Below are 24,386 nucleotides of genomic sequence, written 5' to 3'. Positions count from 1 at the left end.
CGTCAGCCGGCTTCGCGCCATAAACCGGATTGATTCTGAATATCTTCAATTTGCTCTGCAGTAAGACTGGTGCTCACCAGTTCTTTACTGTCCATGGCTTTCAGTCCGGCATTCAGGCTGGCGTGGAGTAAATGCTGGTAGGCCTGCCATACATCTTTTTCCGTACCATCTCCGTACAGATAATGCAGACCCAGCTGAAACTCGGCAGACACCACCCCCTGTTCGCTGGCCTGCTTCAGCCAGTAAACGGTTTGCGCCGGATTCTGCTGAACGCCGTGTCCGTCGCGATACATCATCGCCAGATGAAATTGTGCGCTCGCATTTCCGTGACTGGCTGCTTCGTGATAATACTGGCTGGCACGCTGATAATCACGTTCGACGATTTCGCCGGTTTCGTATAAATATCCCATCAGAAATGCAGCCGGTGCGAAATGCTGACTGACTGCCTGCGCCAGATAAGTACTGCCGGTCGGCACATCATGCACATCGCCCTCGCCGGTCAGATACATCAGCGCGAGATTCGTACGCGCTCCTGCATGTCCCTGATCTGCAGCCCGCTGCAACCAGTAGCGGGCCTCATCAAAACTCTGAATACCGAGTTCACCGTTCAGGTACAGCATGCCCAGTGTATGCTGTGCCTGCATATCGCCCTGCAGCGCCCAGTGCTGCAGCAACATTGCATCATCTGCCAGATCATCATCCCCGCTGGCAGTCAGTGCCACAGCGGCGATACTGCAGGCAAGCACAATGCGGCGTAATGTTTTACTCGTGATCATGGCATGGATGAAAATACAGCTTCAGACGGACACATGTTAATCGCTGAATCCCCTGTGCATGTTTCTTTGCTTTCTTCTCAGGTAACGAATTGTAGAACTTGTTTCGTCTTAAGACATTGCAACAGGGCAATGGGTTCAGAAACGATTTTAACCTGCTTACAAATTTCTTTCCTGAGCGCACGAAAACAGAACTGACAGCGATATATGCGAAACCTGCTTCAGCTATGTGCAGCTGCAGTAACGCGGATTACAATGTACGCACCGGTTTTCGCCACACTCCGGGCAAAACCCGTCGCTTCTGCTGTCAAATAATTGTCAAATCGGTACAATGCGTGCTGCATTGCGGCAGCAGAGACAACAGAAGTTGCCGGCACTAACAAACGATCAAGGACAGAACATGACCCGTAAATATTCTGATATGAACCAGCACGACGCACTGTACAAAGTTGCACGGGCTTACCCGGGCGGACTGGAAGCGCTGGCCACCAAGATGGGAATGTCCGTCAATGTTTTACGAAACAAGCTGGCACCGGCGATTGAATCGCACTATCCGTCGTTTGAAGAATTGTCCGTGATTATCGAGCTGTGCCATCAGGCAGGCGTCAAAGATGCGCATCTGCCACTGCATGCACTGCTCGGACGTCATGGCCTGGCAGCGTTCGTGGTACCGGAACCGTCCGAAGTCAGTAAAGATGACCTGTCGCAAACAGTGTGTAAAGTCATGAGTCAGGTTGGCGACGTTGCTGAAGCAGTTTCGGAAGCCCTGCTCGACGGCGTGATCACGGCCGCTGAGGCCGACCTGATCGAACGGGAATTTCAGGCAGCCCTGACCGCGCTAGGTGAATGGCGTGCGCGTATCCGCGCACACCGTCAGGCACAGGATTAAGCCACCAAAGCTGCGCCGGACAAATCACAGGCAGTGCTTTACAATGACAGGCTTCTGTCTGCATCAGAGCCTGCCATGAATGCCGAATCTGTTCCCGACCGCCCGCGTCCGGCCTCTCTCACCGATTTATTTCTCTCTTTCACCTGGCTGGCACTACAGGGCTTCGGCGGCGTGCTGGCAGTTGCGCAGCGCGAAATCGTTGAGAAAAAACGCTGGCTGACCCCGGAAGAATTCGTGGAAGAATGGGCGGTGGCGCAAATCATGCCGGGTCCGAATGTGATCAATCTGTGCATGATTATCGGCAGCCGTTACTTCGGCGTACGCGGCGCAGTTGTTGCGCTGGCCGGCATGCTGACGATTCCGCTGATTCTGGTTTTGTTACTGGCCGTTGTCTACGCGCAGTATGCCGGACATCCGCAAGTTGCTGCCGCACTGCGCGGCATGGGCGCAGTCACTGCAGGTCTGATTATTGCGACTGGTCTCCGGCTGATTTCTGCACTGGACCAGCATCCGCTGGGTAAGCCCGTAGCGCTGGGTGTCGCCGCCTTATGCTTCATTGCGGTCGGTGTATTCCGTATTCCTCTGTTTTATGTCTTACCGGTACTCGGCGGTGGTTGCTGGATCTGGGTTGCCCGGAGACTGCGATGAACGGGCACGAACATTTTCTGAATATTCATCTTGAGTTCAGCGACTGGCTGGCCTTGCTGCTGCACTACATGATGCTGTCTTTATTGTCGATCGGCGGCGCGATTTCCACCTTACCCGACATGCACCGCTATCTGGTGGAGCGCCAGCACTGGCTGACCGATGCACAGTTCAATGCCTCCGTCGCCATAGCGCAGGCGGCACCGGGGCCGAACGTCCTGTTCATTGCGCTGATGGGATGGAATATCGGCATGAATTGCGGCAGCGCATGGCTGGGGCTGCTCGGTGTTCTGGTCACCATGACCGGTATCCTGTTGCCAAGTACAACGCTGACGTATCTTGCAGCCAGCTGGGGACATCGCAACCGGGATTTACTGGTGGTGCGCAGTTTCAAGCTCGGCATGGCACCGGTGGTGATTGGTCTGCTGGTCTCAACCGGATGGATTATGGCCGCTGCGCATCAGAATCTGCGCAGCGACTGGCCTTTATGGCTGATCACAGCGATCAGCGCACTGGTGGTCTGGCATACCCGCCTGCACCTGTTGTGGCTGCTCGGTGCAGGCGCACTGGCGGGTATTCTGGGCTGGATCTGAATCAGACAAAACCCAGCGTACGCACACTGGCGTTGTAATTCACCAGATTCGGCAACAGCATCAGCAAATCGGAATCCGATACACCCAGCCATTTACCCAGCGTTGCTGCATACTGGTCTACCGACGTGGTCGGCAGCAAACGCCCCTGCCCGACATCATCAGGGCCATTCGCTGCGACGACTGGCGGCGTACCGTAGAAACGCTGACCATTCACCGCACCGCCCATCACAAAATGCATACTGCCCCAGCCGTGATCAGAGCCGTCGTTATTGCCGCTCAGGGTACGTCCGAAATCGGAAGCTGTGAATGTCGTGACCTGATTCGCCACACCCAGTTCGACTGTCGTGTTGTAGAACGCAGCCATTGCATCCGCCACGGTTTTCATCAGCACCGGATGGTTGCTGACCAGTCCGTCATGCGTATCAAAGCCGCCGATACCCACGAAGTACACTTGTCGTTTGACCTTCAGCGTGTCCGCCGTTGCAATCATTTTTGCAACCATTTTTAGCTGGTCACCGAGGCTGTTCTTGGTCGGATACACGGTCTGGAAAGCCGGTGCACTGGCCAGCGCAGCACTCAGCGTCACATTCGCATCAATCGCACGCTGGGTCACACGGGTGTATTCTGCTTCCATCAAATGACTACGGTTTTGCGTAATCAGTGTGCGCAAAGCCGCGGAGCAGGCGGATGATCCGAATAAATTCGATTGCAAACCGGAAAACGGAATCGAGCCGGATGTAGTCACCTGATACTGCACTGACGTTGCACCGGACAAAAACACTGCATTACCAGTCACATTCACGCAAGTGAATGTAGCGTTACCATTCCCTGACTGGAACAAATCTCCCATGCGGCCGCCCCAGCCGGAGCGCGCACCTTCCGGCGCGGAAGATTGCCAGACCGATTGCTGATCATTGTGTGAAAACAGTTTCGGCGGCAGCTTGACGGACTTCGCCTGATACTGCGCCTTGGTGGTCGGCTGAATCAGGGTGCCGACATTCAGCACCGGTGCCAGCTTACCGGCATCAAACAATGGCAGCAGCGGCGCCAGATTCGGTGCCAGCGCATACTGGTGCGGAAAACCGGCACTGTCGCGCGGATCGGTGGCAACCTTCAGCGCAGTTGGCGTCAGTGCATCACGGGTAAATGCCAGTGACGGGCGCAGTGCAGCGTAAGCGTTGTAACCGCTGGTATCGTAAGGCACCAGGGTATTGGCATAATCATTTCCACCATATAAAAATACACATACGATGGCTTTGTAGTCGGTGGCCGTCGCAGCAGAAGCTTCTGACAACGCAGCCAGATTAACTGCCCACGGTGTCGCAACACCGGCCACAGACAGGCTGGCGGCCTTTTGCAAAAATGCGCGACGGGATACATTCATCGTCTTATCCATCATCTTATTCCTTATTTACTGACGATAAATTCCGGCGATGCCAGCACCAGTAACAGTGCTGCATAAATCCGGCTTAATTTGCGGGCATCGGTATCCGAAGGCATGCTGTCGATTGCCGCGGTAATTGTATTGATCGTGACATCGCTGAGCTGGCCGGCTGCCAGCAGAATATTCAGTTCATTCAGCAGAGTTTTGCTGGTGGTTGCCATAGGAATCAGGCTGCTGTAATCAGGTACCAGATCGGTATTGCCCCCGGTAACGATACGCTGCATAAAATTCACGTATGCCACTACCGTCGATTCATTCACGATCTGAAATTCCGGTGCAACCAGAGACGCGCCGGCAATTGCACTGTTCGGAGGTACATAACCGGGACGGAAGAAATTAAATACCGAACCGGAGCGCGACGGACTTTGCCCCAGGCTATTGGCTGGATTGCTGGTATTCCCCACATTCCATAAACCGCTGGGAGACTGAACGTTAAATGCCCGCGCCCAGGCGAGGAAACGGAAAATCGGTTCACGCAGCTTACCAAACTGCGGATTGACGACATTGGCCATATTACGCGCTTCATCATCCAGCAGAATCGCTTTCACCACCGCCGCAAGATTACCTTTGACACCTTTACTATCTGCATTAAATACCGTCGCCACACGCTGTACATACGCAGGACTCGGATTACTGGTGACCAGACGCTGAATCAACTGGCGTGAAATAAACGGCGCAACATTCGGATGCGCAAAAATAATATCCAGTGCTGCTTTCAGATGCGCGACACCATCCGCACCGGCAGGCACGGTACTGCCGAGGAAAGTCGATGCGCCGGTTTCATGGCGCGCGGCCACCTGCGTCATCGGACGGCGCAAAAATTCCGGTGTGGTGGTGTCGCTGGTGCTCAGATCAAAATCCCAGCCGGTGAAGATACGGGCCAGTCCACCGATATCATCATTGGTATAAGTTTCCTGCTGCACGCCGTTTTGCAGTTTCGGCGTGCCATCGAGATTCAGCTGGATCAGACCGATCGAAAACAATTGCATGATTTCGCGTGCATAGTTTTCGTCCGGCAGTGCACCGGTTTTGGCATTGAACTTCACATTGCCACGGAAAGTCAGGTACTGCCCCATCGCGGCACTGGTGGAAACGCCTTCCAGCAGCGTGCGGAAATTACCGAAGCAATTGGTTTCCAGTAAATCCAGAAAAGCGGCGGCGGAAAATGGTTGCCAGCCGGCGCCGACCAGACCATCAATACCGACCACAATAATTTCAGACAAAGCCTGGGTTACGCGCTGACGCAGCGTATCCTGCGAACTGATCAGTTTGCTCCAGACCACGCTGTCAAAGCCATTCTGCGTAAAGATATTTGCAGCGGCGTCATAGCCTTTCGCCTTCAGCCAGTCCCAGCGCGTACCGGAGCCAGCCATCGTCATTTGCTCATCAATCCATGCTGAGTAACCGATGGCCTGTACACGGGCAATCTGGGCGCGGGTAATCCCGACAGCTGCCTGACTCAGAAAGCGTGCTGCTTCGTTTTCGGAAGGGGCTTTGGGCGGCGTAACACCACCACCGCTGCCACTGGTGCTGTCACCCGCACCACCACCGCCGCCACCGCATGCCGCCAGTGCGGCGGTCGCTGCAGCAACCGCCAGCGCGCCGCGGACGGAAGCGGCCTGTTGATCCTGCGCCTGCGGGCGCTCTGCTTCTGTTTCCATCATTGCCTCAATAAATATGCATACCGGATGAGAACAGAGCATAGAGGAAATACCCTGCTATTCCTATGACGGCTCTGTAGCAGAAGCCGGAAAGCTGTCTCTGAATATCCTGTAAAATTTCTCTTTATCGTTTAAAAACAATGACTTATCATATTACACTGGTAAACATTTGTTACACATTTCAAACCCGGCAGTGACAAAAAGTAGCGTAAGAAGATACTAAAGCGGCAACTTGCTGCCCTGCACTTTTTTTTATGCGGAATCCACGCTTTGTTACAGAGGCAGGCAGCGGATGCAGTATCCTTATCGTCTTTGCACCGGCCTGTGGCTTTGCGTAATCTGATGCGTCTTTTTGAAACCCGTACATGAAGTTCAGTATTGAAAAAAACGAACAGGAAGTAGCACTTCCGGGTGAAGTTCATCTGCATATCCGTTTTCGCCCGGCGAACCTGAGCGGCATTCTGCTGGTCGTGCTGATGCATGCGGTCCTGCTGTACTTTTTACTGAATCAGCATCTGGAACAGATGAAGAAAAAAGGCGACGACGCCGGTTCCCGCGCCGTAACCCTGCTGCTGGACAAGCAAACCATGGCGAAACTCAGCCAGCCGGAAAAGCAGAAAGCCGCACCGCGTCCGAAAGCGCCGAAACCGGCACCGCGCACACCATCCGTCACCAAGCCATCACCGGTACCTGCCGTCACTGAGCAGCCTTCCGTCGTGCAGGCACCGCCGCCACCGCCGGCAGAACCGGCACCGGCCACCGATATGCTGGCAATGCTGAATGCGGCGCGTGAAAAACGGAAAGCCGCTGAAGACAGCGCCGCCAAAGAAAATCAGGCTGCCAGCCAGGGTTCGCGCCCGATGTCAGCACAGGAAATTGCGGAAGCAAATATCCGCCGCAGCATGCGTCAGGCTGCCGGTGATGACGGTACCAGCGGCGTGTTTCAGGTGCTGGACAAATCCACCCGCGTCGGCCGCTTTGCATTTAACGGCTGGAAAGCGAATTCCAACCGTAAGATTCAGCAAGTGATTGAAGTCGATGCCGGTCTGGGCGGCAATGTGGAACTGGCGATGGTACGCCGTATGATTGATCTGATCCGTGAACACTATCAGGGTGACTTCCGCTGGGAATCGCGCCGCATGGGGAAAGTCATCACGCTGTCGGCCCGTAAGGAAGACAGCGCACAACTGGAAGCCTTCCTGATCAAAGAATTCTTCGGTTAAGTCCGCTGCTGCTTTAAGCGCCAGCGCAGGCGGCATTGCTGCAAACGGGCTCTGAGCCAGACCAGCGGTGACCAGCGCAGCCAGAAAGCGCACGGATAACGCATCGTCAGCTGGCAGCGCTGCTCACCATCCGGCTCCAGCATCATCCAGCCGGAACGGAATACCAGATGCGGCTGATCCGGCCGTATGCAGGCAAAATACGCCATGCCGTCGGTTTCTGCACTCAGATTGCGCAGACGGCAAACGCCCTGCCCTGCGCGGATCAGACAGCCTTTTTCCAGATAGCCATACCAGCACTGGCGTGGCCCCAGCTGCAATTGCTCCATGTGGTTTCTCCCGGTGAGCCTGTATGCAGCACATGATAGAAGCCTCCAAGCCACCACAACAGGCACAGAGCTTCAGGCTCTGTATCGCAGCACATCCGGGATTTTGCATCTGTTATTGCTTTTTTTTGTGATAACTGTATCTTGGTGAGTCTGACCCGGCAGGAGCAAGATACACGCATGAACACGCCTTTATACCGCCAGTTAGCGGAACATTATCTGAGTGCGATCCAGTCCGGCACCCTGCGTCCCGGCGAGCGCATGCCATCGGTACGCAGACTGATGCAGCAGCATGAAGTCAGCCTGTCGACCGCCCTGCAACTGTGCCGCTGGCTGGAAGCCCAGGGCTGGCTGGAAGCGCGACCGCGTTCCGGCTATTTCATCCGCACTCCGCGCCGTTTAACGGTGCTGGCACCGGCAGCGGAACCGGCCACGGTGCGCCAGATTGATCCGGCCCAGTATGTCGGCATCCATGAAAAAGTCTCGGCCATCATCGCCAAAGGGCAGCGCAAAGTCAGTGTCAATCTGGCGCGTGCGACCGGTGCGCCGGAACTGTACCCGCATCAGCAATTGCGTCAGTTAGCCACCAGTCTGCTGCGCCAGCATCCTACGCTGCTGACCAAGGCAATTTCGCCGGGCGGCAATCCGGAATTACGCGCGGCGCTGGCCAAACGTGCGCTGGATGTCGGCATCAGTACCGCCGCCAGTGAAGTGGTGATTACGCATGGCTGTATCGAAGCGCTGAATCTGGCGCTGCGCGCGGTTGCGCATCCGGGCGATGTGATCGCGGTGGAATCGCCGACCTTTTACGGCTTGCTGCAAGTGCTGGAAAGTCTGGGGCTGAAGGCGCTGGAAATTCCGACCAGTCCGCATACCGGCATTTCGATTGAAGCGCTGGAACTGGCGATGCAAACCTATCCGAATATCAAAGCGGTAGTGGTGGTGCCGCATTTGCAGAATCCGCTCGGCAGCATCATGCCGGACAGCCATAAGCAACGCTTACTGCATCTGTGCGAGCAGCATCAGATTCCGCTGATTGAAGATGATTCGTACAGCGCGCTGACCAATGGCGACAAAATTCCGACCGCGATCAAGCACTGGGATAAAACCGGCAATGTGATTTACTGCGCCTCGCTGCACAAAATCATCGCGCCCGGTCTGCGTATCGGCTGGATGCTGGCAGGGCGCTGGCAAGCGCGGGTCAGCATGTTCAAATACGCGCAAACCCGTTACAACGAAGAGTTATCGCAGCGCATGATGGCGAGCTTTTTACAGTCGACCCATTACGAGCGCCATATGCGCCGCCTGCGTCAGCATTTGCAGCAGCAGCGCGAAAAAATGGCCGAAGCCGTGGCTGCATATTTTCCGCCGGAGACCCGCCTCAGCATGCCGGACGGCGGCGTATCGCTGTGGGTGGAAATGCCACCGGAATGCTCATCGCAGGCCGTGTTTGATGCAGCACTGGAGCGCGATATCCTGATCTCGCCCGGCCTGCTGTATTCAAACTCCAACCGCTTCGATCACTTCCTGCGCATCAATTGCGGCGCACCGTATTCCGACAAACTGGACGATGCAATGCGCACGCTGGGCCACATCATCGCGAATCAGCAAAAACGCCGCGCCGCCTGAGCCTCGGCGAATAAACGATGAAAGCGGAACCACAGCGGCGGAAACGTCGCTGTGGACAACGCCGACATTATCCACTGTGCAAATATCGTCATCTGATGATTTCTGAGGACCGGACTTTCTGCCGACGAGCGCCGGATCGCTGTGCAGAACACCGCATTTGAGCCGGAAAATGCCCTTCTGCGGCCCTCAGCGGCCTGCACCTCAGCTACCCGAACACCAGCATTCAGCCCGCGTGCATCTGCTCTGTATCAGCCGTAACGTCTCATTACAATTTCGACATCATATTCCGCTGACATATCGGCATTCCGTTCTATCATGACTGGTTGTAGTGACAACCTGACCCCGCGAGCTGCTCATGATCACCACTCTGCAAAATGCCCTGGCCAAACGTCCGCTGTTACGCGTGATACTGATCGCAATTGCCGTCTACTGGCTGCTGAACTGGCTGCCTTTGCCGCAATCCGTGCTGAACTTTTTGTCTTACCCGTTTTTCTTCGGCTTTGTGTATTTCGTGTATCGCGCCCTGACCACGCGCCAGCGGGAGCGCCGGCAAATGCTGACGGAAATCAGCCAGTTTTCACAAGTCAGCGACGAAACCTGTGTCGATGTCTGCGACGGCAGCGCGATTGCACTGAACTACGCGCAGAAAACCATTTACCTGATCGACGGCCAACGCCGCACCACGGCCACACCGGACGATATCCTGCACTGGGAAATGCACTATCCGGCCAGTCAGCTGGTCAAAGTTTTACAAGGGCAGGGCGATGCCGCCGCACTGGCAAAAAAAGCCGCCATCGGCCTCGCCACCGGCACCACTGTATTCGGCCTGCTGCGCAATCTGGTATTCAGTCCAAAGGAAAACGGCCATGTGAAATTCTGGCTGAAACATACCCAGAACAGCGTGATCAGCGTACCGGTCTCCAACCCGCACATCGTTGATCAGTTACAGCATTTTTCCATGACACATGGTGTGAAAGCACCGCAATTGCACTGACTGAGCAAGATATGACCCGCAGGCTGCGTATCAGCCTCTGAAAGCCGTTTTTAGCCGCAAATGCGGTGTTCTGCACAGCGATGCGCCTGTCGTCGGCAGAAAGTCCGGGGCTCGGAAAACAGCGGATGCGGATCTCTGCACAATGCGTGGCAAAATTTGCGGAAAAATCGTGCGAAAAAACAAAAAGGGATGCCGTGACAGCATCCCTTTTTATTTTCCGGTGAGACTGCGCAAACGCTGGTTGCCAGCGCTGCGCAGTGTGTCACCGCATCAAATCATCCCGTTTTTTTCAGACAGGATTATTTGAATGCATAACGCATGTTCGCGTAGATGTAACGGCCAACCAGATCGCTCTTCGATTGTACCGGTGCATCGATGCTGGCTGCGTTTGCGTACACAACACCTTTGTCGAACAGGTTGTTAACACCGACGTTAACACTCCAGCCTGCACGCAGACGGGTACTGAAGTTCATATCCCATACGGTGTAAGAAGGAATGCGTTTGTTAGTAACAGCAGGGTCCTGGCTGTGCGTAGGATCATCAATATTTTTGGTGCTGGCGTAAGTACGTGCTGTCAGGCCACCTTCATATTGTTTGTATTCATACGCAACGCGGAAGGAGTTGCTCCACTTCGGATGATACACACCGTCCAGACGGGAAGTCGGTTCCTGACCCGGAGCGATGCTTTGCTTGTAGCTCAGGAAGTGGCTGTGGGTTTCACGGAATTTCACTTTACCGAATTCCGCCAGTTTCAGCGTGTAGTTCGCATCCAGATCCAGACCCTGAATCTGTGTCTTACCAACGTTCATGTACGGCAGAGTCACGTTGTTGATACGACCTTTGTTCAGGCCAGGGTATTTCGCTTCCAGCGCTGCATTGCGCGGATCACGGCCGATCAGGGCTGCGAAGCCGGCGATTTTGTCTTCGTTATCCAGCAGGTACTGTGCATCCAGTGCCTGAATGGTGTCACGCTGATTAATCGCATACCAGTCCAGCGCCACGGACAAATCTTTGACCGGTTGCAGAACGATACCGGCAGAGAAGTTGTTCGCTTTTTCTGCTTTCAGATCCGGATTACCTTTCAGGTAAGCTTTCGGGCTGTAAGAGCAGTTAGGGCCAACGTAACCGAGCGGACCGCAGCGTGCCCAGTCAGCCACTGTCACATAAGCGGTGGTGGTGGAATTGATTTCCGGCAGCGTTGGTGCTTTGAACGAGGTTGTTGCAGCAGCACGCAGCATGATGGTGTTGGTCGGACGCCATGCAATCGCCAGCTTAGGATTCACGGAGTTACCGAAATCGTTGTAGTGGTCACCGCGCAGCGCAGCCTGCATTTCGATGGTTTTGCCAACAGGAATATTGAATTCACCGTAAGCAGAAACCACACTGCGGCTGGCTTTGGACGATACCGCACCGTAGTTGGCGATATTGCCTGCTGCCATTACCGGATCAGGTACGTCGTTGATGGTTTCGCGGCTGAATTGTGCGCCCCATGCAAAACCGACCGGTGCGCCAGCCAGGTTAAACAGTTCAGGGTTGGACATTTTCCATTCCAGCATGCCCAGACGCGAAGTCGCGCTGCGCACGGTGGTGGTCAGCATCGGGTTCACAACGCTGGCAGGATTCCAGTATGCAAACGGATCGTAACCACCGGCCTGACCGAGCAAGCCTGCCTGCAGGGAAGCACTGGACACATCTTTCAGTACTTGTTTGCTGGTGGTGTCGGTGACATGGTTCTGATTCAGGCTGATCGCTGCTTCACTGTCCCATTTACCGATCGTACCGCGCCAGCCGCCGACGAAGCGTACGGTGTCGCTGGCCAGCACTTGTTCAGAACGGCCTGCTTCGTAGATATCACGGAAAACCTGCAGACGGTCACCCATGGTGAAGCCTGCCAGACTGCCGTCTGCGCTAGGACCCGGCAAACCTGCCAGACCAGGGTTGGTCGAACCGGCGGTGTTGCCGAGGAAGCCGCTGTTAAAGCGCGGGAAGCTTTGCTGTACGGTGGTTTTGCTGGTGGTGATACCGGCTTCCGCAAACAGTTCGTTACCGTTGCTTAATTGTTTGGTGTAAATCGCGGAAACGCCCAGACGTTCGATATGCGGAGAAATCTGGTTCACAGGGCTGGTGAAGCAAACCTGATCGCCGGTACCGGCGCTGGTGCCCACGGTGCCACGGCAACCCGGAATGGCATAACCCGGTTCGCCATTGTCGAAGTCACGCACACTGCCCAGATACAGGCTGGTGCTGCGACCGTCGGAACCGCCGTACTGACGGTGATCCGGATTCGCGTAGTAAGCGTGTTTGTTGCTCCACAGCGGGGTACGTTTGAATGCATCAATCGTCAGCAACAGGTTCTGGCCATCTTTATCGATGTCACCGAAACCGGCTGTCAGGCTGACGTTGTAAGAACCGCCGTCGCCTTTTTCATTCTGGCCGACGTTGGCGCTGACTTCTGCGCCCTGATAGTTTTTGCGGGTTTTGAAGTTGATCACACCGGCAACAGCGTCAGAACCGTAAATCGCGGACGCGCCGTCACGCAGAATCTCTACCGATTCAATCGCTGCCAGCGGCAGGCTGTTCAGATCCACGAAAGTGTTTTCTGCGCCATCAGCAAAGCCGTAGTTCGCCAGACGGCGACCATTCAGCAGAACCAGCACGTATTTCGCATCCAGACCGCGCAATTGCGCAGAGGCTGCACCACCGGCGAAAGTGGAAGTCGATGTACCGTCCAGTGCAATCGACATCGAAGGGATTTTGCTGAGCAGTTCAGCGACGGTGCCTGCACCGGTTTTTTCGATCGCATCACGTTTGATCACTTCTACCGGGGTCGGGCCTTCCACGTCGATACGGGAAATGTTGGAACCGGTAATCACAACACGTTGTGCTTTTTCTGCTTCCTGCGCATGCGCCGTCAGCAGGGTTGCGCCAGCCAGCAGACCGCAAGCGATACGGACTGCACGGGCGCAGGATTTCTCCTGAATTGTTTTCATTCTTGCTTATCCTCAGTGTTTGCTGTGTGGCCTGCTGAACAACACTGTTGTACGGATGCCCCGCTCAGTGCCGCCGGCCGGCCTGTTTTCCCCTGCTTCAGCGGCAAACCGGAAAGAACAAAAAAGATGTTCTCAGATATGCAGATTTATCACTAAATTTCAGGGGAAATGGATTATATGCGATGCAGAATGAATATTTCTAAAAAGAAACTGATATACAAAAAACTTCTGAGGATAAAAGCAGATCAAGGATATATCGTTTAAATTCAAACCTGAATCGAACAAATCACTGATAAACCGATAAGTGCGTAAATTTTGTTCAACGCAACATTCTATTTCGCGCTTTTCTGGCTTTCTGTGCGCATATCGGCGCATCTCCCGCGGGAACTTTTCAGTTTTTTCCTGCTTTTTCCCTCCTTTCCTGCCTACGTGTTTTCCACAGCTGTGGAAAACACCAATGGTTCTGATGCAAACATTTTTCAATAATCTCCTGTGGATAAATCCCTTTTTTACTATTCTGACTAAAACCAACAACCGGAGACGCCTATGTCAGCGCAGCCCATTTATAAATCCCTGTATTTTCAGGTGATTGTCGCCATCCTCATCGGGGTCGGCCTCGGTCACTACTATCCGGAATCCGGCGCTGCGATGAAGCCGCTCGGCGATGGCTTCATCAAACTGATTAAGATGATGATTGCCCCGATTATTTTCTGTACCGTGGTCACCGGTATCGCGGGTATGGAAGATATGAAGAAGGTCGGTAAAACCGGCGGGATGGCGCTGCTGTATTTTGAAATCGTGAGTACGCTGGCACTGATCGTTGGTCTGGTGATGGTGAATGTGATTCAGCCCGGCGCCGGTATGCATATCGACGTGACCACGCTGGATACCAAAGAAGTTAACAACTACGCCGCACCGGGCAAAATGCAAACCACCACCGATTTCCTGCTGGGCGTGATTCCAAGTCAGTTCGTCGATGCGTTTGCCAAAGGTGAAATTCTGCAAGTGCTGCTGATCGCACTGTTATTCGGTTTTGCACTGCACCGCTTAGGTGGCCGCGATAATCCGGTCTTCCTGATGATCGATAAATTCTCGCACGTGCTGTTCACCATGGTTGGCTACATCATGAAAGTGGCGCCGATTGGTGCATTCGGCGCAATGGCGTTCACCATCGGTAAATACGGTGTGAAGTCCCTGTCGTCGCTGGCATTCCTGATGGGTACGTTCTACGCAACCTGCCTGATCTTTATCTTCGTGGTGCTGGGTACGATTGCACGCCTGCACGGCTTCAGCGTGACCAAGTTTATCCGCTACATCAAAGAAGAATTGCTGATCGTACTTGGTACTTCGTCTTCGGAATCCGCACTGCCGGGCATCATGGCAAAACTGGAACGTCTGGGCGTGAAGAAATCTGTGGTTGGTCTGGTGATCCCTACCGGTTACTCATTCAATCTCGACGGCACCTCGATTTATCTGACCATGGCAGCGGTGTTTATTGCGCAGGCAACCGACACACCGATGAGTATCAGTCAGCAGCTGACTTTGCTGGCGGTGCTGTTGCTGACGTCCAAAGGTGCGGCAGGCATTACCGGTAGCGGCTTCATCGTACTGGCAGCCACCTTATCCGCGGTCAAAGGTGTACCGGTTGCCGGTCTGGCGCTGATTCTGGGTATTGACCGCTTTATGTCGGAAGCACGCGCACTGACCAATCTGATCGGTAACGGCGTGGCAACGATTGTGGTTGGTAAGTGGGGCAAGGATGTGGATCACGCGGTGTTCGACCGGGAGATCAACGGCCGCGTCGCCCACAGTGATGACTACAACGAAGGCACAGACGGTCGCTGATTAACAGTTTCCCCCTGGTTACCTCACTCCCGGCAATGCGGCAGTGAGGTTTTTTTTCGTCTGCAGCGCGGACAGACTCAGGCAAAATTCAGACGGGATTCAGGCGGCGCAGGGTATGACGTGCGAGCAGTAAGGCGGCAACCTGCATCGCAGATGCCAGAAAAAACGGTGCGCCCAGCCAGATACTGCCTGCCGGAAAATGGCTGACCTGCGCCAGCAAAGACGTGCCGGTCAGCGTAGCGGCCACACTCATCAGGCTGGCCAGCGAACTCAGCGAACCCATCGCCGCGCCTTGCGAACGGGCATCCACCGCGCGCGAAAAGTAAGCCTGCAACGCCGGGCCAGTACCGAAAGCCAGCAGATTACAAATGATCAGCACATACATCATCCAGCCTTGCGGTGCGACCGCGTAACACAGCAAGGTCAGCGCAGACGATGCCAGCCCGATGGTGACAGCACCGGCATCCCCCACCCGTTTGATGTACGGGCCGAGCAGTAAGCCTTGCATAACAACACTGGAAACGCCGACCAGAAACAGTGAAAAACCATTCTGCAACGGCGTCCAGCCAAAGCGCAGCGTGGTCGATAACACCCAGCTGGTCTGAATAATAAACTGCGCAAACATGGTCAGCGCATACACCCACACCAGTTGCCCGACACCGCGCAAATGTGCCAGACCGGTCAGGCCGGTGAACGGATTCGCCGCAGCCAGACGCAGTGGCTTGCGGTGTTCCGGCGTCAGCGATTCCGGCAGCGAGATACAGCCGTAAATAAAATTCCCCAGCGATACGGCCGCCGCCAGATAAAACGGATAATGCAGATCCACTTCACCGAGCAAGCCGCCGAGTACCGGCCCGCAGATAAAGCCGAGACCAAACATCGCACCAATTTTGCCAAGTGCCTGACTGCGCTGCGCCGGTGGCGACACATCGGCGATATACGCATTCGCCACCGATAAATTACCCGCCGTGATACCGCCGACGGCGCGTATCACCAGTAACCAGAGCACGCCGGGGGCAAACGGCATCGCCAGAAAATTCAGCCCCAGTCCGGCCACACAGGTCAGCAATACCGGGCGGCGGCCATAGCGGTCACTCAAAGCACCGATCAGCGGCGCAAAGAAGAATTGCATCACGCCGTAAATCGCAATCACCCAGCCATACCAGTGCGCCTGATCGGAAGCATTCAGCCCGAAAGCACCGACCAGCGAAGGCAGCACCGGAATGATCAGCCCGACGCCGAGAATATCCAGAAACACGGTCAGTAAAACAAAGCGCACGGAGCTTGGTAAAGGCGGCGGGCTTTGCCCGTCAGTCGCTGCTTGATTGGCTTGCATAGGTTTTCAGGGTCAGCAAAAAACTGACAGTATGCGCCAGTACGCCTTTGCCTGCACATACGCTGTCTTGCTCTTGCTTGCCATTCTGCAGTCATAAGAGTACGTTATGATGCAGACAAGCATATGCGTGCCTGCGCATATGAGAAAGGAGTTTGTCCCGTGGCATTTATCGACCATTTACTGATCATCGGCCTGCTGGTCGCGATCAGTGCATTTTTTTCCATGTCTGAAATTTCGCTGGCGGCAGCGCGCAAAATGAAGCTGCAAATGCTGGAGGCGGAAGGTGATCTGCGTGCGGCGCGGGTGCTGGCCTTGCAGCAAGCGCCCGGCCATTTTTTCACGGTAGTGCAGATCGGCCTGAACGGCGTTGCGATACTCGGCGGTATCCTCGGCGAACAGGCGCTGACGCCTTACATCGAACAAAGCATTTACTGGCTGGCCGGTAATCAGAGCTGGATACCGACGCTGAGTTTTGTCAGTTCTTTCATGACGGTAACGTCTATCTTCATCTTATTTGCTGACCTGATTCCGAAACGGCTCGCAATGATTGCACCGGAAAAAGTCGCGTTACTGGTGGTCAGTCCGATGCTGCTGTGTCTGCGTGCATTCAAACCGCTGGTCTGGTTATTTAACAGCCTCGCTGATTTATTTTTCCGGCTGTTTCAATTACCGCAAACCCGCGATGAACAAATTACTTCGGATGAAATCGTGGCAATGGTGGATGCCGGTGCAGAAGCCGGCGTGCTGCTGGAGCATGAACAGCATGTGATCGGCAATGTGTTTGAACTGGACAGCCGTACGGTGCCGTCCGCAATGACCGTGCGCGACAGCATCATTTATCTGAGCATGCAGGACAGTGAAGATGTGGTGCGTCAGAAAGTGGCTGAGCATCCGCATACCAAGTTTCTGGTGTGTGACGGACAGATTGATCAGGTCGTCGGTTATGTCGAGTCCAAAGAGATTCTGCGCCGTGTGCTCACCGGACAATCATTCACCCGCCTGAATGAATTGTCAGTGCGTACCGTGCTGGCGATTCCGGACACACTGACCTTGTCGGATGTGCTGGAACAATTCAAAACCGGACGCGAAGATTTTGCGGTGGTGATGAATGAATATGCACTGGTGGTGGGCGTGATTACCATCAGCGACGTACTGAATACCCTGATGGGCAATCTGGTGCATCCGTTCTCAGAAGACCAGATCGTGCAGCGTGATCAGCAAAGCTGGCTGATTGACGGTGCGACTTCCGCTGAAGATGTCTGCCGCGCTCTCGGGCTGGATCACTTGCCGGAGCAGGGCAGCTATGAGACGATAGCCGGTTTTATGATGACCATGCTCAAGCGGATACCTAAGCGTACCGACTTTGTGATGGTCGGCGACTACAAGTTTGAAGTCGTGGATATTGATCATTTCCGGATTGATCAGTTACTGGTGGTGCGCCAAAGCCCGCCGGCATCCGGTCAGTAAGCGGAAAACCGCGCCGTCAGCGCCTGCTGGCGGCGTTTTTGTTTTGAAGAAGGAAAAACATGGTGCATGCCTGTGGTGTGGATTTCGGTACCTCTAACTCAACCGTCGGCGTGATGCGCGGCGCGGCAGCGCATTTGCTGCCGCTGGAGCAGGATAAACAAACACTGCCGTCGGCGGTATTTTTTAATGCCGATGAAGATCAGGTCAGTTATGGCCGTGCGGCGCTGGCCGGTTATCTGAGCGGTGATGAAGGCCGCTTAATGCGCTCAATGAAAAGCCTGCTCGGTACGCCTTTAATCGAAGGGCAGACAGAAGTGCAGGGCAGGGCTTTGCCTTTCCGTGCGCTGCTCAGTCAGTTTATTCATGAACTGCGCCAGCGTGCAGAACGCGCCAGCGGCCAGTCGCTGACCCATGCGGTGTTTGGCCGTCCTGTGCATTTTATTGATGATGACAGCAAGGCGGATCAGCTGGCACAGGATACGCTGGCAGACATCGCCCGCGCAGCCGGTTTTCAGGAAGTGCTGTTTCAGTTTGAGCCGATTGCTGCTGCGCTGGATTACGAAGCCGGTATCACTAAAGAAGAACTGGTACTGGTCGCCGATATCGGCGGTGGTACTTCAGACTTTTCGCTGATCCGTTTATCACCGGAAGCCGCAAAACGCGAAGACCGTTCGCAGGATATTCTGGCGAATGCCGGTGTGCATCTGGGCGGTACGGATTTTGATAAAACCTTAAGCCTTGCACACCTGATGCCTATGCTGGGTTACGGCGGACAACTGGCCAACGGCAATGCGATTCCGTCTGCGTATTATTTCAATCTGGCGACCTGGCATACGATTAATCTGGCCTACACCCAGAAAGTCTGGCGCGAACTGCAGGACGTAGCGCGTGATCTGGCCGCAGGCCCCGATAAACAGGCATTTGCACGTTTGCTGCAACTGGTGGAATACCGCGATGGTCACTGGCTGGCGATTCAGGCAGAACACAGCAAAATCGCATTGTCGGAACAGGAAAATCTGCAATTAGCACTGGACCGCCTGAAGCTGCCGCAGGAAACCAGTGCACCGGCACTGAACCTGAGCCGTGAAGGCTTTGATCTGAGTACGCTGACACTGTGTAATCAGATTGCTGCCGCGGTCGGCACGGTCATTCAGCAAGCCGGTGTGCGGCCGGAACAAGTCGATACGGTGTACTTCACCGGTGGTGCCAGCGGTGTCCACGGTTTGCGCCGTCATATCCATGCACTGGTACCGCAGGCACGTGCGGTGGAAGGCGACCTGTTCGGCAGCATCGGCGCGGGTCTGGCCCGTCAGGCGCAACAACATTTCGGATAAACAACAACGGTGCCTGCGCACCGTGTTTTCCGGAATGACAGCCTCTGACCTTCGGTTATACTGGGAATAAGATTCCTGGTGCAGTTCATTACCGGAGGTAAGATGGCTGAGCAAGAAGATGACACGTTGTTTATTGATGATGACGACGATAAACAGCCGGACAATGCGCATGCATCCGGCTTACCGCCGTGGAAAATCGCGATTGTGGACGACGATGAAGATGTCCACCGTTCCACCCGCTTCGCGCTGCAGCAAACCACCATCCTGAACCGGCCACTGGAATTTATCCACACTTACTCCAAAGCCGAAACCCGCCAGTTATTCCCGTCACTGAATGATGTTGCCGTGATTCTGCTGGATGTGGTGATGGAAACCGAACATGCCGGTCTGGAACTGGTCAGCTTCATCCGCGATGAATTACGCTGGTCCGATACCCGGATTATCCTGCGTACCGGACAACCCGGTTATGCCCCCGAAGAAGACGCGATCCGCGACTTCGATATCAATGATTACAAAACCAAAAGCGAGCTCACCCGCAAAAAGCTGCTGACTTCATTAACTGCAGCGATACGCTCTTACGATCAGATCCGCACCATCGATGCGAGCCGGCGCGGCCTGCATCAGATCATCGAATCCAGTGCCTCATTTACGTTCGATCACGGTATTCAGGCGTTTGCTGCCGGCGTGATTACCCAGATTTCCGCACTGTGCGGTGTACCGCCGGAAGGCTTGCTGTGTGCGCAGGGCGAAAGCGCTGACGGCGTGCATGAGCAACAGTTTAATGTGATTGCCTCCGCCGGTCAGTACCGCGATCTGATGCATAAAAGTATCACCGATATCAGTAATCCTGTGATTCGCGACGCTTTACTGCATGTGCTGACACGGCGTGAACCGTTGTATCAGGAAAAAAATATGACCCTGTTTTTCTCGGGTCGGGGTAATCGCCCGCTGGCAGCCTATATTGATCTGCCGTTTGCACTGTCGGAAATTAACCGTCATCTGCTGGAAGTGTTTTGCTCCAATCTCGGTGTCTGTCTGGATAATCTGAATCTGGTCAGCCAGCTGAAAAACCATGCTTACCGCGATCAGTTACTCAGCCTGCCAAACCGGCTGCGCTTTATTGAACAGATTGATACCGTGCTGAAAGAAGGAACGGCTGCGCAAGTGGTTGCCTTGCTAGACATTGATGATTTTGCCGAGATGAATGATGTGCTTGGCCATCACTACGGCGATTTGCTGCTGCAATCCATTGCACGCAGATTAGGCAATGAACTCGGCGAACAGGTCTTTCTGGCACGCATTTCCGGCGACGTCTTTGGTCTGCTCGGGCCTGCAGAATTGCTGCAGCCGGAAAGTCTGCGGCAATTGTTTGCGCAACCGTTCCCGATTGAAGAAACCCAGCATACCGTTACCTGTTCCATCGGCATGGTCAGCCTTTACGAAGGCAGCACAGGCGGCGCCGATATGCTGAAAGATGCGAGCATTGCTTTAAAACGCAGCAAATCCACGCAGCGCGGCAGCTATACCGTATTCACGCGGCAAATGGGTACGGAAATCCGCGAACGTGCCACGCTGATGCAGCACCTGCACAAAGCTTTTGATGCGGAGCGGCTATTCCTGATGTATCAGCCGCAAATTGAGCTGAGTACCGGTCAGTTCACCGGACTGGAAGCACTGATACGCTGGCGCAGCGACAACGGCGCGATGATACCGCCGGTCGAATTTATTCCGCTCGCTGAATATTCCGGACTGATTGTCAGTCTCGGTGCGTGGGTGATGCGTACCGCCTGTTTTTTCATGGCCAGTCTGAAAAAACAGCAATGTGCGCCGAAGCGTATGGGTGTCAACGTTTCCGCAGTGCAGTTCCGGCAGGATGATTTTGTCGCGACCGTGCGTAAAGCCTTGCAGGACAGCGGACTGGAACCAGCCTGTCTGGAACTCGAAATCACAGAGTCCGTCACGATGGCAGGCAGTGCATTGTTTGAACAGCGTCTGGCTGAACTCAAACAACTCGGCGTCAGCATTGCGATTGATGATTTCGGTACCGGTTTTTCTTCGCTCAGTTATCTGGATAAATTACCCGCTGACCGCCTGAAAATTGACCGCGCCTTTGTCACGCAAATTGACAGCGCTGCCGGTCCGCGTATCGCAGAACTGATCATACAGCTGGGAAAAAAACTGAATCTGGCAGTGATTGCCGAAGGCATAGAAAGCCAGAAACACTGGGACTATCTGCGCGCAGCAGGTTGTCAGGAGGGGCAGGGCTATTTTATCGGAATGCCGATGCTGGAGAACGATCTGATGCAATGGATAGCTTCCCGCGGCTGAGACTACGGGAAGCCATGGTCAGACATTACGGACGATCCGGCGCGGGGGGATCACGACGCATCATTTGTTTTGCCATGCGGTCCTGCATTTCTTTTTTGACACGCTTGTGCTGCTCGTCAAAAATTTTCTGTTGCTCAGGATTCAGTGCCGCGTACAGATTTTTCATGGCTGTCAGACGGGTTTGCATCTGCGCCTGATGTTCACGCATACCGTCCAGATTTTTTTCCATACGCTCAACCGAATTCAGCTTCTCCATTTCCTGCGGATCACGCGGCTTCGGCGGCATCTTCGGTTCCATGCTCTGGATAAACGCTTTCCAGACACCTTCCTGCGCAGCAGTGATTTTCAGCTGATCATGCAGTTCTGCCTGACGTTTTGCCATGCGTTCACGGGCTTTTTCCTGCCATTTTTCCATATCCATATGACCGGCAGGATGATGCGGATGACCCGGCTCAGCAGGCGGTGGTGGTGGTGGCGTTTGTGCCCATGCTGCGCTGCTGCAGACTGCGGCCAGCAAAGTGCTGATAATCCATTGTTGATGACGTTTCATAATCCTCACTCCTTAATAAACGCCGGCACATACCGGGTTGTCAGAAACTGTTTGCGTCTGCGCGGCGTTTTCCGGGATCAGGCCATTTCCGCTGTGACAGAAAGAAGTTTGCCTTTTTTATCGCGCCGGAACATATCATTTTTGCAGGACATTGTATCCCTAAGTAACAAGCTGGCAGGGCTTGCGGAATGCCATGTTTCACAGTTTTCCTGACAACGCGTTATCATAACAAAGCGATACAAACCGCCTCCACTTAACCGCCTGCTGCCAACGCATAATATTTGCATGGATACTTCTACACACATTCTGATCGTTGATGATGATCGCGATATTCGCTCCCTGCTGGGCGAGTATCTGGACGGTAATGGTTTTAAAGCGACCACCGCAGCCGATGGCAAAGCCATGTGGGCTGCGCTGCAGCAACAAAGTTTCGCACTGATCGTACTGGATCTGAATTTACCGGGTGAAGATGGCCTGAGTCTGTGCCGTACTTTGCGCGGCAAGTCTGCCACGCCGGTGATTATGCTGACCGCACGCTCGGAACCGCTGGACCGCATTCTCGGTCTGGAAATGGGTGCGGATGATTATGTACCGAAGCCGTTTGAACCGCGTGAATTGCTGGCACGTATTCGCAGTGTGTTGCGCCGTACGCAGGCAGCAAAAAATCCGGAAACCGCACAACCGCGTAAATTCCGCTTTGGTGACTGGGTGCTGGATACGACTGCACGCCATCTGGTCAGCCCGGACAACACCATTGTGTCGCTGTCCGGCGCGGAATACAAAATGCTGACGATTTTCCTTGAGCATCCGAACCAGATTCTGAACCGCGATCAGTTACTGAACATGACACATGGCCGCGATGCCGATCCGTTTGACCGCTCGATTGATATTCAGATCAGCCGTCTGCGTCAGAAACTGGGCGAAGATGCGCGTTCTCCGCAAATCATCAAGACTGTGCGTAACGGCGGCTATGTGCTGTCTGTGATCGTCAGCACGGAAGAGTGAGCATTCCGGTTCTTTCTTCGATGTGGGGCAGGGTGTTTTCCCTGCTCTTACTCGGCGTGATTCTCAGCGCAAGCCTGACCGGCTGGCTGGCATTCGGCGAGCGCGAAAAAACCCTGACCCAGTTTCGTGAAAACCATGCGATAGACCGCATAGAACAGCTGGTACGCGCACTGGATGTATTACCGGCAGATAACCGTGCACAGTTTCTGGCGACTGCGCCCAAGCTCGGTCTGGAGGTCACGACGCTGCCACTGGTTGCCAGCAATGGCGGCGCCCATTCGGAATACGCACGTGCCGTCAGCCAGCGGCTCGGTAAGCGCTTCCGTGTGGTTTCGCTCAGTGACAACGATCATTTGCTGTGTCCGCCCAGCGCGGAAGGCAAAAACTGCGAGGCACTCGGTATCACGCTGCACGACGGGACCAATCTGCGCATGACCGTGTTACCACCGCGCTCACCGCTGCCACCGTTCCGGCAAGACTTTATGCAAATCCTGCTGCTGTTGCTGGTGTCCATCGGCGTGCTGGCGTATCTGATTGCAAAAATGACGATGCGTCCGCTGCAGCATCTGGCGCAGTCTGCAGCCGAACTCGGGCTGGATATTAACCGTCCGCCGGTCAGGGAGCAGGGCAGTATCGAAATCCGCCAGGCAACGCATGCACTGAATGCAATGCAGGCGCGCATCCGTCAGCACATCAGTCAGCGCACCAATATGCTGGCGGCGATTACGCATGATTTGCAGACGCCGGTCACGCGTTTGCGTTTGCGACTGGAGAAAGTGCAGGACACCGAATTGCGTGACAAGCTGATCGGCGATTTGTCTGCGATGCAGATGATGATACGTGAAGGGCTGGATCTGGCACGCAGTATGGATTCATCGGAACCGGTGGTGCAGGTCGATCTGGAATCGCTGCTGCACAGCCTGTGTGAAGATGCGCAGGATGCAGGCCAGACCGTCCGCTTTGAAGGGCAAGCCGGTCTGCAAATCATGGGCAGACCGCAAGCACTGCGCCGCTGCCTGACGAATCTGATGGATAACGCCGTGAAGTATGGTCAGTCTGCATTCGTCAGGCTGAAAGCCGGTGAACAGGCGGAAGCGCATCTGGTACATATTTATGTGCGGGATCAGGGGCCGGGCATTCCGGCCGAATACCTGCAACAGGTGCTGGAACCCTTCTTCCGGCTGGAGTCTTCCCGTTCGCGCGATTCCGGCGGCACCGGTCTGGGGCTGACCATTGCGCAAAACATCACCCAGCAGCACGGTGGCCAGCTGCGTCTGAAAAACCTCGAAGGCGGCGGACTGGAAGTACGCCTGACTTTACCGCGCCACACGGCCTGATTCCTTTTCCTGCCGCAGAA

19 protein-coding genes are annotated in these 24,386 nt (G+C 54.7%); 12 read left to right on the top strand and 7 right to left on the bottom strand.

Annotation, left to right across the window (positions count from 1 at the left end):
- Window positions 1-2: 2 nt before the first annotated feature.
- A complete protein-coding gene (locus IE092_RS08945) occupies window positions 3-776 on the bottom strand; it encodes a tetratricopeptide repeat protein (protein WP_189356764.1) in 774 nt (257 codons plus the stop codon).
- Between the two features lie 397 nt (window positions 777-1,173).
- Between IE092_RS08945 and IE092_RS08940 the strand changes: the two genes are divergently transcribed.
- From IE092_RS08940 to IE092_RS08930, 3 genes are all read left to right on the top strand, one after another.
- A complete protein-coding gene (locus IE092_RS08940; protein WP_189356762.1) occupies window positions 1,174-1,662 on the top strand; it encodes a phage regulatory CII family protein in 489 nt (162 codons plus the stop codon).
- Window positions 1,663-1,737: 75 nt separating this feature from the next.
- Window positions 1,738-2,310 (top strand): chromate transporter, encoded by a 573-nt coding sequence (locus IE092_RS08935; protein ID WP_189356760.1) that lies wholly within the window; start codon window positions 1,738-1,740, stop codon window positions 2,308-2,310.
- On the top strand, window positions 2,307-2,900 hold the full coding sequence (locus IE092_RS08930) for a chromate transporter (protein ID WP_189356758.1): 594 nt from the start codon (window positions 2,307-2,309) through the stop codon (window positions 2,898-2,900). The genes IE092_RS08935 and IE092_RS08930 overlap by 4 nt, the downstream gene beginning before the upstream one ends.
- A gap of 1 nt (window position 2,901) precedes the next feature.
- Here IE092_RS08930 and IE092_RS08925 read toward each other — a convergent pair whose 3' ends face one another.
- Window positions 2,902-4,284 (bottom strand): DUF1501 domain-containing protein, encoded by a 1,383-nt coding sequence (locus tag IE092_RS08925; protein ID WP_229793107.1) that lies wholly within the window; start codon window positions 4,282-4,284, stop codon window positions 2,902-2,904.
- A 23-nt stretch (window positions 4,285-4,307) separates the two neighbouring features.
- Window positions 4,308-6,008, bottom strand: coding sequence for a DUF1800 domain-containing protein (locus IE092_RS08920; RefSeq protein WP_229793106.1), 1,701 nt, complete (start codon window positions 6,006-6,008; stop codon window positions 4,308-4,310).
- 362 nt (window positions 6,009-6,370) lie between these two features.
- On the opposite strand from IE092_RS08920, the gene IE092_RS08915 reads away from it, so the two are divergent.
- Window positions 6,371-7,228: a hypothetical protein gene (locus tag IE092_RS08915; protein ID WP_189356756.1), complete on the top strand. Its 858-nt coding sequence runs from the start codon at window positions 6,371-6,373 to the stop codon at window positions 7,226-7,228.
- Here the strand turns inward: IE092_RS08915 and IE092_RS08910 are convergent.
- Window positions 7,225-7,554 carry a hypothetical protein gene (locus tag IE092_RS08910; protein ID WP_189356754.1) on the bottom strand — a complete coding sequence of 110 codons (330 nt, stop codon included), beginning with the start codon at window positions 7,552-7,554 and terminating at the stop codon, window positions 7,225-7,227. The two genes, IE092_RS08915 and IE092_RS08910, sit on opposite strands and share 4 nt — an antisense overlap.
- A gap of 177 nt (window positions 7,555-7,731) precedes the next feature.
- Here IE092_RS08910 and IE092_RS08905 point away from each other — a divergent pair, with 177 nt between their 5' ends.
- Entirely contained in the window at window positions 7,732-9,180 is a 1,449-nt protein-coding gene (locus IE092_RS08905) for an aminotransferase-like domain-containing protein (RefSeq protein WP_189356752.1), read from the top strand.
- A gap of 355 nt (window positions 9,181-9,535) precedes the next feature.
- A complete protein-coding gene (locus tag IE092_RS08900) occupies window positions 9,536-10,174 on the top strand; it encodes a hypothetical protein (protein ID WP_189356750.1) in 639 nt (212 codons plus the stop codon).
- A 299-nt stretch (window positions 10,175-10,473) separates the two neighbouring features.
- Here IE092_RS08900 and IE092_RS08895 read toward each other — a convergent pair whose 3' ends face one another.
- Window positions 10,474-13,164: a TonB-dependent receptor plug domain-containing protein gene (locus tag IE092_RS08895; RefSeq protein ID WP_189356749.1), complete on the bottom strand. Its 2,691-nt coding sequence runs from the start codon at window positions 13,162-13,164 to the stop codon at window positions 10,474-10,476.
- A gap of 546 nt (window positions 13,165-13,710) precedes the next feature.
- On the opposite strand from IE092_RS08895, the gene IE092_RS08890 reads away from it, so the two are divergent.
- Complete coding sequence (locus IE092_RS08890; RefSeq protein WP_189356747.1) at window positions 13,711-15,009, top strand: dicarboxylate/amino acid:cation symporter; 1,299 nt, start codon at window positions 13,711-13,713, stop codon at window positions 15,007-15,009.
- An 88-nt stretch (window positions 15,010-15,097) separates the two neighbouring features.
- Here the strand turns inward: IE092_RS08890 and IE092_RS08885 are convergent, their stop codons facing one another.
- On the bottom strand, window positions 15,098-16,345 hold the full coding sequence (locus IE092_RS08885; RefSeq protein ID WP_189356745.1) for a TCR/Tet family MFS transporter: 1,248 nt from the start codon (window positions 16,343-16,345) through the stop codon (window positions 15,098-15,100).
- Between the two features lie 159 nt (window positions 16,346-16,504).
- Between IE092_RS08885 and paeA the strand changes: the two genes are divergently transcribed.
- From paeA to IE092_RS08870, 3 genes are all read left to right on the top strand, one after another.
- Window positions 16,505-17,812 (top strand): polyamine export protein PaeA, encoded by a 1,308-nt coding sequence (gene paeA, locus IE092_RS08880; RefSeq protein ID WP_229793105.1) that lies wholly within the window; start codon window positions 16,505-16,507, stop codon window positions 17,810-17,812.
- Between the two features lie 59 nt (window positions 17,813-17,871).
- Window positions 17,872-19,146 carry an Hsp70 family protein gene (locus tag IE092_RS08875; RefSeq protein WP_189356742.1) on the top strand — a complete coding sequence of 425 codons (1,275 nt, stop codon included), beginning with the start codon at window positions 17,872-17,874 and terminating at the stop codon, window positions 19,144-19,146.
- A gap of 102 nt (window positions 19,147-19,248) precedes the next feature.
- Window positions 19,249-21,474, top strand: coding sequence for a bifunctional diguanylate cyclase/phosphodiesterase (locus tag IE092_RS08870; protein WP_189356740.1), 2,226 nt, complete (start codon window positions 19,249-19,251; stop codon window positions 21,472-21,474).
- Between the two features lie 25 nt (window positions 21,475-21,499).
- Here the strand turns inward: IE092_RS08870 and IE092_RS08865 are convergent, their stop codons facing one another.
- Window positions 21,500-22,024: a Spy/CpxP family protein refolding chaperone gene (locus tag IE092_RS08865; protein WP_189356739.1), complete on the bottom strand. Its 525-nt coding sequence runs from the start codon at window positions 22,022-22,024 to the stop codon at window positions 21,500-21,502.
- 285 nt (window positions 22,025-22,309) lie between these two features.
- Here IE092_RS08865 and IE092_RS08860 point away from each other — a divergent pair, with 285 nt between their 5' ends.
- Window positions 22,310-23,029 (top strand): response regulator, encoded by a 720-nt coding sequence (locus IE092_RS08860; protein WP_189356738.1) that lies wholly within the window; start codon window positions 22,310-22,312, stop codon window positions 23,027-23,029.
- Window positions 23,026-24,366: an ATP-binding protein gene (locus tag IE092_RS08855; RefSeq protein WP_308427126.1), complete on the top strand. Its 1,341-nt coding sequence runs from the start codon at window positions 23,026-23,028 to the stop codon at window positions 24,364-24,366. The genes IE092_RS08860 and IE092_RS08855 overlap by 4 nt, the downstream gene beginning before the upstream one ends.
- Window positions 24,367-24,386 lie beyond the last annotated feature (20 nt).

The sequence above is a fragment of the Cognatundibacterium squillarum genome (assembly GCF_014652435.1).
Lineage (GTDB): Bacteria > Pseudomonadota > Gammaproteobacteria > Burkholderiales > Burkholderiaceae_D > Undibacterium > Undibacterium squillarum.
Note: the sequence above shows the minus strand (reverse complement) of the source record. Positions and strands in the feature narration are given on the sequence as shown.